This window comes from Proteus sp. G4415 (assembly GCF_963896075.1).
Lineage (GTDB): Bacteria > Pseudomonadota > Gammaproteobacteria > Enterobacterales > Enterobacteriaceae > Proteus > Proteus mirabilis.
The window spans coordinates 1-12,106 of sequence record NZ_CAWQOK010000124.1 but is presented as its reverse complement, the minus strand read 5'-3'; the positions used below and the strand labels follow the sequence as shown (position 1 = coordinate 12,106).

11 protein-coding genes are annotated in these 12,106 nt (G+C 33.5%); 4 read left to right on the top strand and 7 right to left on the bottom strand.

All coding sequences use genetic code 11. The features are described from left to right. Positions 1–455: 455 nt before the first annotated feature. Complete coding sequence (locus AACU95_RS13585; protein ID WP_004246571.1) at positions 456–1,589, top strand: M20 family metallopeptidase; 1,134 nt, start codon at positions 456–458, stop codon at positions 1,587–1,589. 9 nt (positions 1,590–1,598) lie between these two features. Then, on the top strand, positions 1,599–3,005 hold the full coding sequence (locus tag AACU95_RS13580) for a YfcC family protein (RefSeq protein ID WP_161737089.1): 1,407 nt from the start codon (positions 1,599–1,601) through the stop codon (positions 3,003–3,005). A gap of 92 nt (positions 3,006–3,097) precedes the next feature. Here AACU95_RS13580 and AACU95_RS13575 read toward each other — a convergent pair whose 3' ends face one another. Beyond that, the gene (locus AACU95_RS13575) at positions 3,098–3,736 is read right to left on the bottom strand and encodes a TetR/AcrR family transcriptional regulator C-terminal domain-containing protein (protein ID WP_004246569.1); all 639 of its coding nucleotides are present in this window, start codon (positions 3,734–3,736) and stop codon (positions 3,098–3,100) included. Positions 3,737–3,857: 121 nt separating this feature from the next. Here AACU95_RS13575 and AACU95_RS13570 point away from each other — a divergent pair, with 121 nt between their 5' ends. Both AACU95_RS13570 and AACU95_RS13565 read left to right on the top strand, forming a co-directional pair. Beyond that, positions 3,858–4,958: an HlyD family secretion protein gene (locus AACU95_RS13570; protein ID WP_012368615.1), complete on the top strand. Its 1,101-nt coding sequence runs from the start codon at positions 3,858–3,860 to the stop codon at positions 4,956–4,958. Further along, entirely contained in the window at positions 4,951–6,471 is a 1,521-nt protein-coding gene (locus AACU95_RS13565) for an MFS transporter (RefSeq protein ID WP_004246567.1), read from the top strand. Before AACU95_RS13570 ends, AACU95_RS13565 begins: the two co-directional genes overlap by 8 nt. A gap of 94 nt (positions 6,472–6,565) precedes the next feature. Here AACU95_RS13565 and AACU95_RS13560 read toward each other — a convergent pair whose 3' ends face one another. The 6 genes from AACU95_RS13560 to AACU95_RS13535 all read right to left on the bottom strand — a co-directional run bounded on the left by AACU95_RS13560 (position 6,566) and on the right by AACU95_RS13535 (position 11,907). After that, positions 6,566–7,015, bottom strand: coding sequence for a DUF411 domain-containing protein (locus tag AACU95_RS13560; RefSeq protein ID WP_004249975.1), 450 nt, complete (start codon positions 7,013–7,015; stop codon positions 6,566–6,568). Between the two features lie 184 nt (positions 7,016–7,199). After that, entirely contained in the window at positions 7,200–7,874 is a 675-nt protein-coding gene (locus AACU95_RS13555; RefSeq protein ID WP_141192240.1) for a fimbria/pilus chaperone family protein, read from the bottom strand. Between the two features lie 21 nt (positions 7,875–7,895). Then, positions 7,896–9,809, bottom strand: coding sequence for a fimbria/pilus outer membrane usher protein (locus AACU95_RS13550; RefSeq protein ID WP_004249799.1), 1,914 nt, complete (start codon positions 9,807–9,809; stop codon positions 7,896–7,898). A 173-nt stretch (positions 9,810–9,982) separates the two neighbouring features. Next, positions 9,983–10,285 carry a hypothetical protein gene (locus AACU95_RS13545; protein ID WP_223232002.1) on the bottom strand — a complete coding sequence of 101 codons (303 nt, stop codon included), beginning with the start codon at positions 10,283–10,285 and terminating at the stop codon, positions 9,983–9,985. A 36-nt stretch (positions 10,286–10,321) separates the two neighbouring features. Further along, complete coding sequence (locus tag AACU95_RS13540; RefSeq protein ID WP_004246562.1) at positions 10,322–10,960, bottom strand: hypothetical protein; 639 nt, start codon at positions 10,958–10,960, stop codon at positions 10,322–10,324. 284 nt (positions 10,961–11,244) lie between these two features. Then, on the bottom strand, positions 11,245–11,907 hold the full coding sequence (locus AACU95_RS13535) for a fimbrial protein (protein WP_161737088.1): 663 nt from the start codon (positions 11,905–11,907) through the stop codon (positions 11,245–11,247). Between the last annotated feature and the right edge of the window lie 199 nt (positions 11,908–12,106).

Sequence of the window (12,106 nt, the reverse complement as noted above, 5' to 3'; positions counted from 1 at the left end):
CAGTGTGTTAAAAAATTATTTTATTGGTTTTATTGTTTGTTTGATAAAAAATAATTTGGTTTTATTTTGTTTTTTTAGGTTTTATCAAAAAACAAAATAAATCTATTTAAAATAATGCTCTCTAAAAACAAGATAAAATAGTAAAAAGTATTTTATCTTAAACCTCTTTTCTATTTTTCAATGTTCTTATTAGCTTTAGATTATTTTATCTATTTCTATCATGTGATTTCTAGCAGACCTTATTCTATTTAATTAATTGTTATTATGGTTTTAAAAAATAGATGCAATCATATTAAATATATGTAAAGTTTAATGTGATATTATTGATAAATAAATCCACATTTTATTTTAAGGCTAATGCTTTTTATCAAGCATTTTATTGCAGTTGATAAAGGCCATCTTGATTTAAATATCTAGCTAAAAAAGACAAATTATAATTACAAGAGGTAAATAAAATGCAACACACAATTAATTCACAATATGATGAAATGGTTGATTTTCTAAAGGAGTTAGTGAATATCGATAGCGGCTCTTATGATAAACAAGGGGTTGATACAGTCGCTGATCTTTTAATTCAACGCTACCAAAAATTAGGTTTTGTTGTTGAAGTATTTGAAAATGAACAACTAGGGAATAACTACCGTTTAGTTCATAAAGATGCCACAAACCCACAAATTTTTATTGCTGCACATTTAGATACCGTATTTCCTAAAGGCACAGTAGCAGAGCGCCCATTTAGTATCGATGGCTCCCGTGCTTATGGCCCCGGTGTTATTGATATGAAAGCTAGCCATGTTTTAACTTACTATGCGATTAATGCACTCAAACAAAGTGGCGATCTCTCTTATCAAAATGTTGAAATATTGCTTAACTGTGATGAAGAAATAGGGTCAAAAACATCGCGTCATTTAATTGAAAAATATGCAAAAAATAAAGCTTATGCATTAATTATGGAGCCTGCTCGTGCGAATGGTGCCATTGTTAGCGCTCGTCGAGGTGTTGGAACTTATGAGCTGTTGATTGAAGGGAAAGCATCTCACTCAGGTATTGCACCAGAAGCAGGAATTAGTGCTATTCAAGAGCTTTCATACAAAATTCAGGCCCTACATGCGCTTTCTCGCCATGATGAAGGTCTTTCCGTTAATGTCGGACTGATTTCTGGTGGTACATCTGTCAATACGGTTGCTCCCCATGCACGAGCTGAAATCGATGTGCGTATTTCAACGGATGAGCAGGGTATTGAAATTGATAAGCAAGTCAGAGAAGTTTGTAGTCAACCTGTGTTAGCGGGGGTTAAATTAACGCTAAAAGGTGGCATTAATCGCCCTCCAATGGTGAAAACACCTGAAAGTGCCAATTTAATAGAAATCATTAAACAGCAAGCGGATTTAATTGGCTTAGCTATTGAAGATATTTCAACCGGGGGAGGATCTGATGCCTCATTTACTGCCGGTGTCGGTACGCCAAGTGTTGATGGTTTAGGCCCTATTGGTGGCTATCAACATAGTGATAAAGAATATCTCGATTTACCGTCATTGACCGAAAGGACAGTGCTATTTGCAAATGTTATTAAGCGTCTGTCTCAATAAGGTGAATGTATGGAAAAGAGTAAAAAAATAAAATGGGCTATGCCTGATGCCTTTATTATTATTTTTGGCATCGTTATTTTAGCGGCCATCGCCACCTATTTGATCCCCGCGGGAAGTTATCAGCGGGAAACCGTTAATGGATTAAACCGCGTTGTCCCTAATAGCTTTAATTATGTTGCACAAAATCCAGCTTCATTGATGGATGTGTTTTATGCAATCCCTGTAGGGTTAAAACAATCTGCCAGTATTATTTTCTTGATCTTTATGATTGGTGGCGCGATTGCCATTTATGATCGCACCCGTGCTATTGATTCAGGTATTAATGCGCTTATTGTTAAAACCAAAGGTAATTATCAAGCTCTTATTATTACGGTTGCTTTTATTTTTGGTATGTTGTCATCCCTTGGGCTTGCGGCCAATGCCGTTATTGCGTTTATCCCTATAGGAATAGCCCTTTCGCGATCAATGAAACTTGATGCTATTACGGGGGTTGCAGTTGTTTATTTAGGCTATTATGCAGGTAATGCGGTTGGTGTATTAGATCCAACTATTTTAGGTACTGCACAAACATTAGCTGAAGTTCCTCTTTTTTCTGGTGTTATTTTTCGAGTTGTATTATTCGCTATCTTAATTGTTGTCACTATTGCTTATATTGTCTGGTATGCCAGACGTATTGCGAATGATCCAACGACCAGTTATATGTATGGAATAGCTAAAGATGATCCTGATTATGAACAGCCACACACTCAATCATTAGATAGCACCTTCTCATTGAGGCAAAAATTGAGTTTGGTGGTATTTATAGCGTTTATTGGATTGTTTTTATATGGTGCTTTTGAATATAAATGGGGGATTGAACATCTATCAGCCATTTTTATTATGATGAGCATTGTTGTGGCGGCTATGTTTAAAATTGCCCCTAATGACTATATCAAAACCTTTATGAAAGGTGCTCAATCTTTAGTGTATGGGGCATTGGTGGTGGGGATCGCCAGAGCGGTTATTGTTATTTTAGATGAAGGACGAGTGCTTGATTCTATTGTACAAGCCACATTAGTGCCATTACAGCAAACCTCTCACTTTTGGGGCGCTCAATTACTTTATTTCTTTAATTTACTATTTAACTTGCTAGTCACATCAGGAACGGGACAAGCATCGATTGTTATGCCTATTATGGTGCCTATTCTCGATATTCTTGATCTTACACGTCAAACCGGTGTCCTTATTTTAAAACTCGGTGATGGCTTTACCAATATTATTACCCCAACATCAGGTGTACTTATGGCGGTACTGGCGGTAGGTAAAGTGCCGTGGATGCGTTGGGTTAAATTTGTATTCCCTATTTTAATGATTTGGGTCGTGATAGGTATGGCTGCAATTGGTATTGCTACCGCAATAAGTTATGGACCAGTGTAGCTTTGTACTAACGGATTATTAACGATAAATAGATTATTAAGTATAAATAAAGTGCCGTTTGTTTAGTTACAAACGGCCTTTTTAAACCAACCTCATGGTGTCATCAATTGGTGTTCAAACCCTGTGACTAATTGCTCTAAGCCAAAATTAAAACGCATGGCAAAATCATCAGCAAAAAGAATTTCTCTTACTTGCCAAGTTTGAGGGTATTTATCACGTACAATTTGTTCAAAAGCGAGTCGTTTTTGCATTAAAATTTCACTATCAATAAGCGTGATAGCTTGCTGTTCAATGCAACACCCTAAAATAAAATAGAGTAAGGTCATCGACATATTGCTCGCTAACTCAGCAGATGCACCAGACTGCATAATTAAAGTAATAAGCGTATTGTTTATACGTAACACATTCTCAGAAATCACATAGGTTCCGGCAAAAACTCTAGCACCATCACGATGTTGTAAAAAAGCTTCTCTTAGCTCTGTTGCTAGACGTTTTAGATCCGCTTTCCAATCTTGGCTATAGTGAAAATCAACAGCGACTTCACTGACTATACGATCTGCCATTCCCTCAATAAGCGTTTGTTTATTATCAAAATGCCAGTAGAGAGAGGCGGCTTTTATATGTAATGCATCTGCCAGTTTTCGCATTGTTAAGCCTTCAATCCCTTCTTTTTCCAGCAAAGAAAGCGCCGTATCCAACACATTTAATCGATCAATTTTAGGGCTTTTCATAAATAATTCTCATTTTCCTCTTTTCTATCTAACAATGTTAGTTTAACATATTTATCAAACCTAACAATGTTAGATTAAAGCAAAAGTTAAATATCACTAAGCTTCGCTTAGGAGTAGAAAGATGGAAAATATTCAATCAAAAAAAGAAAAAATCATGCAGTTAGTGATGGTTTATACACCTTGGATCACTGTGATATGTGTTGTTGCGTTTATTGGTATAGCGACTGCAGATTGGGATCGCTGGTGGAGTGATGCTCGTTATCAAACAACAGATAACGCTTACATAAAAGCGGACTCAACGATATTGAAATCACGAATGACTGGGTTTATTTCTCAGATTAATAAAGAGGATTACCAAGTAGTAAAACGTGGTGAGGTCATTGCTGAAATTAATAAGAAAGAACAAATATTAAATCGGCAAGCGGCATTAGCAGAGTATCAAAAAGCCCAATTAGCTTTAGATAATCTCACTGAAGAAATTAAAGAATATCAATTAAATATTGAGAAATTAGCTAATCGTTATCAAGCATCAGTTATTGATGTTACCCAAGCTAAGCGCAGCCCAATGTTGCGTAAAGATTTAATTAATAGTGGGGCAATCACACAACAAAATTATTTAGATGCTCAATCTGATTTGCAACGTTTAATGAAATTACAAAGTGCTGCGAAAAATGAGTGGGATCAGGCTAAACAAGCACTGGTATTACTAAAATCTCAAGAAAAAATACGTCTGGCACAAAAAGATATCGCTCAAACACAGTATCAGCAGGCTGAAACGGAGCTTTCATACGCGACTATTAAGGCTCCTTTCGATGCGCAATTAAATAAAATAAAAGTCAATATCGGTAGCCTTGTGACTGCGGGTAGCGAAATTGTGACTTTAACACCGATTAACGATGTATACATTATTGCCAATTTAAAAGAGACACAAATAAAAAAAGTACAGCCAGAACAATCTGTTGCTATCAAAGTTGATGCTTTTCCTACCGATGTTTTTTCAGGAAAAGTGAGATATATCGGCGCACAAAGTAGTGGTGAATCAGCACTTATTCCTGCTGATAATGCCAGTGGTAATTTTACTAAAGTAGTACAACGTATTCCGGTTTATATCACGCTCAATAGTGATAACCGACACTTAGCTAAATTAAGAGCGGGTATGTCTGTGCAAGTGAAAATTGACACAGATAGCCTTCCTATAGAGGAGGGGGAGCGCAGTGATTAAATTATTATCAGCAGCACAAAATCATCGTCCTATTTTTGTTGTTATGGCTGTTTTTACCGGGGCTATTTTATCAACACTCTTTGTACGTATGTTTTCTATCTCGTTAGCGGATTTAAGAGGCGTGTTTGGTTTAGATGTTGCCCAAGGATCTTGGTTGAATGTGGCTCTTAATATAGCTCAATTGATCAGTATGACTCTTGTACCTTGGTTTATGGTGGTTTATGGCGCAGAAAAAATATTAATCAGTGCGAGTTTTATCCTTTTTTGTTGTGGATTAGCGGTTCCCATAATAGGACAACAGATTGGTTTTGGCGGACTTTTTATTGCTCATTTTATGATTGGATTTTGTATCGGAGTCTATTTGCCGATGACGATTTCATTAGCCTTAAAAAGTTTAAATCCCAGTGTTTGGCTAATCGTTATGGCGGCTTATAGCTTACGTGTTTCTGTAGGAATGGATGCGGGAGTGGGGATCTCAGGAGAATTTGTTGACATATTGAATTGGCGTTGGATTTATTGGTTATCCGCTATTTTCACCTTAGTCATCCTATTTTTTACCTGGTGGGGAATGCCACTCTCACCTATTAATAAATCATTGCTCGCTCAAAGTGATTGGGGAGGAATGGCGCTTAAATGCTTAGGATTAACGCTATTATATATTGGTGTCGTTCAAGGTGAATTGTTAGGTTGGTGGGATTCTGGGCTGGTCGTGTCTTGCTTAATCGGTAGCGCTATACTGATGGGGACATTTATTATTAGAGCTTATATTTATAAACAAAGCTTTGGCCACTTAAATTGGATCAAAGATAGTAATTTACGGCTCTGCTTTATTATTGCCTGTTTATATGGCTTTTTGATGTTACCTAATTCGTTATTTATACCTTCATTTTTGAGTGTTGTTGGTGGGTTGAAACCACTACAAATAGGTCAAGTTACCAATCTTGCCTTCTTTATCTATCTATTATGTAGTCCAATAGCTATTTTTCTTGCACGGCGTTTAGAGCCACGATTAATGATGTTAATAGGTATTATGATTATTGGAGGAGCATGTTTAATCGGTCATCAAATTGATTATCAGTGGCGAGCTAATGATTTCTTTATTGTCATATCTATGCAAGCAATGGGGGAATGTTTGCTACTTATCGGATTAATTGCCTCATTTGTTACTAATATCAAGCCACAAGAAGCGTTACATTTAGGGGCATATATTTCGATAGCGAGAGTATTAATGCCAGCCCTTGCAGGAGCTATTATCAATACTTATTTGAGGATCTCATATGATACTCATTATGATTTGTTAAGAGGATACATACAAACTGGTGAGCAAAAATTAGCAGGGAATATTGCTGAACATTATCAAACAACGATGGCATTAGTAATAAGAGAAGCACATGTTGCCTCTTTTATTGATGGTTTTGATTTGATTATGCTCTTGGTTATTTTAGGTGCTCTTTGTATGTCATTTTTAAAATCGTCACCAGAAAATCCGGTAGTCCCAAGGCTAGTAAAATAAAAAACTGCCTGTTTTAGTACAGGCAGAAAATAAAATAAGAATAATATAATAGGAGAGAAATATTCTTGTTACATCAATATGATGAGTGTAAAAATTAATTGTATGATTTAAATAGTGATTGATTACCTGCTTTATCAAAAGCAATGACTTGATAAGGTTCTTTATAGTCCCCTGCATACATACCTAAGCTACCCGCTGGCATACCTGCAACAGCAATGCCTGTTTGCTTTTTATCCATTAAGTCTATATTTTTTAAGCTATCGATAGGAATATGTCCGACTAAGTCTTTGCCTTGGTATGTTGCATAGTGACAGCTTAATAAATTATCAGGGACTGCTGCTTGCTGATATTTTTGCATTAATTCTGTTTCAGAGACAATATTGACATTAACATCAAAGCCCGCTTCTTTTACACCATCAGCCCACAAATTACAGCAACCACAATTTTCGGTTTTATAAACTTCAACTACAGCATGATTTGCCGCTTGTACAGTACCACTAACCGTTGACAATACTAAGAGAGAGGGAAAAAGTAATTTTTTCATCATGTATTCCTTATAGATACGAATACAGAGAACAATAATCTTTCCCCCTACAGGAAGGTCAATTCAAATAAAGTATAAGCGTGTAGATTTTTGTAAAAATAAATATGTAGGGTTAATAATATAAATGTCTACATAAATAAAAAAGCCTTGATATAACATATCAAGGCTTTATATATTAATTATTTTAATTATTAACTTTCATTTTAATATCACCTGCTAATTTAAATCCATAACGACTTAAAGGTGATATTTTTATTTCTGTTAACTTTTCTTTTACATCAACTTTAATTTCTTCTTGAGGACGAATATAAAATTGACCAATACTATAACCGTTATTGCTTGGTAAAGAGCTAAAAGCGGGAGCCATACGAATAACTTGTTTACCATTATTCTTTAATATTAATTGATTATTGACTTGTTTTACTTCTAGATTTTTCCAAGGTTCACGCTCTATGGTTAACCCTTTTGGAATAATTAACATCGCAATATCTTGTCTGATAGGCATTTTTGTTGAATTGACCTTTGCAACACCAATACCTTGGAAAGAGGCTTTTAAAATTTGTTCATCATCAAATTCAATACCGTCTTTTAAAATAAAATTAATATTCTGACTTTGAACTGGCTCTATTCTTGTAATAGGTGGAGTTATAATAATATTTTTTGCTATTTCGTGTTGTTTATCTAAATCGCTGACTTTTGTTGATAATAAAATAGGTTCACTACCCGTATTTTTAACATTAAAAATCTTTCTTGGCTCTTCTGAATCTAAAATAACAGTCATGGTTTCCAATTGAAAACTAGCATGAGAAAAATGACTTATTAATAGAATGAGAAAAATCATTCCTTTTAGTATTTTCATAATTAGACTATCCTCTTTGTATTACTTACAAATTGCATCAACTTTTTCATATAAAAAGTCTGGATTAAATTCTTCTGGAACTGAATAATCAACAGAACAGATGTCACCATTATCTGATTTTACTTTTAGTGGCTTACCGATTTGCTCATTACTTATTATAACATTACCGTCCCCCATAATAACACCTATTAGATTTCCCTTATCATCAATAACACTATTTGCTGTATTAACAGGTTTACCATCTGGTTTTTTTATTTCTAATAAAACTTGCTTCATTGTATTGACAGGGATCTCACGAGAAAAAACAGTACCTTTTGCCAATGCAATATCAAAGGATGTTGTGCCTAACATAACATTGAGTGGTAAATTTTTAGTATTTAATAGAACAGTTGTTTTTTTATTTACAGGTAAGTTAGGAATAACGGCGGTACCAAAGTGATTAGTTATTGTCGTACCACCACCCATAGAGTTAACTAAAATACCAGATTGTCCTGGAACACGTAAAATACCGAAAGTATCTCCTAACTCCACAGGAGAAGTAGCAAATAATCCATCACTATAAGCAATAGCACCAGATGCTGTCAGCATCGCCGATTTTTGATTACTATTACTAAAGGAGCCTGTCGCACTAATTTGGCTGTAAGCGGTTGTTGCATTGATATTACCGCTAATATTCTTATCTTTACTGTCTTTATCAGCAGTTGCCCCGATAGAATATCTAAATAAATCATTATGATAATTACTATAATTTGTTGTTAAAGATGATGTTTTATAATGTTGGTATTGAGTACTAAATGATGATGAATTATTAATAGGTACGTTGATGTTTACAAATGTACGATCTTCAAAATTACTACTTTTTTGATAGCTAATATTAAAAGACATAAATGGAAATCTTTTTCCATAAGAAATGGTATTTGAATAATTGTCTTTTTTATCACCATAATATTGGCTATAGCTAAGGCTATAACTCAGTGATCCATAACGTTGATTTCCTAAGCTTAGAGATAATGAGCTTGATGTTTTTGTCTGATTATTAGCAAGATTATCATCTAATGGGTCTTCTATATTATCTATTTGTAGAGATTCATAGAGTGTGGAATAGTTGCGTGAACGATATATTGTTGATAAGCCTAGAGAGAATACTGATACAGGTAAACTTAAATTAGCATTTGCTTGGAAGCCATCACCTTTATTAGAAGAAGATGCATATTTAATACCAAAGCCAGTAGATAAAGGACGATGTTCACCAAAAACGCTATTTACGCTACCTACAATAGACTTATATTTTGATGATATTTCCATACCCCCTAGAAAATTATGATTTAAATAATTAATGCCACCTTCAAAACCGGTAATAAAAGGAGTATGTATGCGTTCATCACTTGAGTTTTTTCTATATTTCCCCATAAAAAAGTTAAAGCTGGTACTACTCTGTGGATTTTTTAAGTCTTTATTTGATGTAATAACATCAAATTCTTGAATAGTACCATCATCTTGAATAACTTTGACATGTAATGGTTGACTTGATGATACACCACTAATGTTATTTAATTGGAAAGGGCCTGCAGGTATTATCGTTCTATATAACAATCGATTATTTTGTGTGACTTCAACGGTAGCCGGTTTTTCAGACATCCCAGTAATAGGAACTGTCAACTTACTGTTTTGATAGCTACTATCTGAATATAATTGAAAACCATTCACATCAGCACTATCTAATAACTCACTATTAGATGTAATTTGGCCTAATTGTAAAATGGCTTTGATGCGTTCTATTGTACGTGAAAGCGTTGTTTCATTAAATCTATAGTAAGTTTTCCCATCACCTGAAGAAAAGCTACTGTTATTACGTAAAATCCAATTATAAAAATTTATACCTGTTTTAAAATCACCTTGATAAAAATTCCTATTATTAGAGCCATTTAACTTCATACCATAGATTCTATAGTTGTTGAATACCCCTAAGCCACCATAGGTTAATTCATTACCATAGGCACTTTGATCGAAGTAATCATCATTAATAGTGATATCAATAGAGTTGTTATTTGGGTGATAGGTAATATCTGATTTAGGATATATCTCTAAAAAATCAGCACAATCTGAATTTATCTCTTTTTTTTTAATTTCAGCTTATCTATTAATTGATTATTTAAGCAAAGATTACCTGATTCATTAATAAGAATATTATCAGAATAGTTAAGGCTACTATTTACTATAATTGTTACATCATGATAACCAGGAAGAAAATGACTTCCTTCTTTAAAATAATCAGCGATTTCACTGCCATAACCAAGAGATTTAAGTGAGTCAATATCAAACTCGATATTTTTATTATCAGCTAATGCTAAATTATTGTTAATTAGATAAGCTAATAATAAAAATATCATTTTACGATATCGAAAATGCATAATGAACCCCATAGTAAAACGTCGCGTTTTTAAATTTTAAGATCCAAATGAAAAATCGAATAATAGAGAGCCTGAAAGTTCTCCACCATCGACAAGAGGGCCATTTGTTTCTTTTAAACTATAAATTGTTGGTGAAATTTTTAACTTTAATTGATAGTTATTCCCTTTCGAAGGTGTTACACCATCTTGACTAAATCCGTTTAGAGTGCCTATTTTTAATTGTGGGCTTGTTTTTATTATTCCAATATTATTTTCGTTATCTGTTTCATAAATATTAACATCAATGCCATCTACTGTTGCTTTTTCAATAGATACCTGGAAAAAACCAATCTTACCTGTTGTATTTATAGTGCCAAGGCCAAAATGAGTTTGATCATTATCTGTGGTTGTTCCCATTTTTTCATCTGCTTTTATTGAAAATAGTACAGGTGAAACAGGTGAAGGACAGCTTATATTTATTAATGTATAACGATCATCTAACTTATTATTTTCATTAGATTTAAACATATAAGCTTTAAGATTATGATACTCTATGGTTATATCTTTTTGTGACACAAAACAATCATCATTAAATGATGGTGCTAGATCGTTATAAATATCTGCAAAAGCAGATGTTGATACTAATGAAATACTTAAAAATGGTAAGGTAAAATAAAAAGATTTTATAATATTCATAATAACCTAAAGCCAGCTAGTGTAGTTTCTTTTTCTGATGTATTTAACTAATTCGACCTTTATAATAATTTTTAATTAATTATACGCTTATAGAAAATAAAAAACAGTCTTGTAATTTAATTGGTGATTTTAAAATGGGTTTTTATATTCTATATCAAATCGGCTACTCTAAAATATATAGTCTATATAAGATAATTAATAAAAGACTTTCTATATCTGATAATTTATAAAAATATTTAAATAAAAACGTAAGAAACCCAAATGATTTCTTACGTTTTTTTTAATTAAATTCCGAATTGGAATGTTAATGTGGCTAAACCATCTAACTTAGCATCACCATCACTATTTTTTAGTGCGCTATTGATGGTTGGTGTGACTTCAAAATCTGCCGCAAATACTTGACCGTCAGCATAATCATTAGCATTACTACGAGCCCAACCTAATGAATCATTTTTTACTAGTGTCTTAGAAGTAGATCTGCCATATCTAGAATCCATTACATAGACTTTCTTTTCTTCACTAGTCAAATCTTCTTTTACTGTGGCATTTTTCATTGAAACTGTGTAGTAACCTACTTTAGTATCAACAGCCTCTTTTCCATCGACTGCCATCTTATAACTGCCTAAACCAAAATAAGAATCACCTTCTTTTTTTTCTGTCCCAGCTCTATTATCAGTAGGAGTAAAAGCTAGATAGGTTTTTGCATCACAAGTTACGATAATATTTTTTGATTGAGGCTCTAATGTTAAATCACCTTTTGCAGGGAAAAGGCCAGGAGTTACAGCAAAAGTATATTCAACAGTAGTTTCACTTGTTTCGCCATTGATGGTACAAGTTGGTGGTTGGATATCCCCACTTACTTTTAATTTAGCGGTTGGTGTCGCAGCGAAAGCGATACTACTTGATAAAGTAAGTAAAGAAATAGCTAATAAGCTTTTTTTGAACATATATCCTCCATGAGCGATATAAAACTATCTTAAAAAGATTATTTATAACCTCTCATATCGTTTGATTTTAAATAATAAAAATCTCAAGTTTTTAGAGTGACTCAAAGTATATAAAAATCATCTAAATAAGATTGCATTTATATATTATACTCGTATATATAAATATTAACACCCTTGGTTAAATTTTTCGCATTAATAA

Coding starts and splice junctions, on each gene's coding strand:
- AACU95_RS13585 (WP_004246571.1), top strand. CDS start 456: ATGCAACACACAATTAATTCACAATATGATGAAATGGTTGATTTTCTA.
- AACU95_RS13580 (WP_161737089.1), top strand. CDS start 1,599: ATGGAAAAGAGTAAAAAAATAAAATGGGCTATGCCTGATGCCTTTATT.
- AACU95_RS13575 (WP_004246569.1), bottom strand. CDS start 3,736: ATGAAAAGCCCTAAAATTGATCGATTAAATGTGTTGGATACGGCGCTT.
- AACU95_RS13570 (WP_012368615.1), top strand. CDS start 3,858: ATGGAAAATATTCAATCAAAAAAAGAAAAAATCATGCAGTTAGTGATG.
- AACU95_RS13560 (WP_004249975.1), bottom strand. CDS start 7,015: ATGAAAAAATTACTTTTTCCCTCTCTCTTAGTATTGTCAACGGTTAGT.
- AACU95_RS13555 (WP_141192240.1), bottom strand. CDS start 7,874: ATGAAAATACTAAAAGGAATGATTTTTCTCATTCTATTAATAAGTCAT.
- AACU95_RS13550 (WP_004249799.1), bottom strand. CDS start 9,809: ATGAAGTTAAATGGCTCTAATAATAGGAATTTTTATCAAGGTGATTTT.
- AACU95_RS13545 (WP_223232002.1), bottom strand. CDS start 10,285: ATGCATTTTCGATATCGTAAAATGATATTTTTATTATTAGCTTATCTA.
- AACU95_RS13540 (WP_004246562.1), bottom strand. CDS start 10,960: ATGAATATTATAAAATCTTTTTATTTTACCTTACCATTTTTAAGTATT.
- AACU95_RS13535 (WP_161737088.1), bottom strand. CDS start 11,907: ATGTTCAAAAAAAGCTTATTAGCTATTTCTTTACTTACTTTATCAAGT.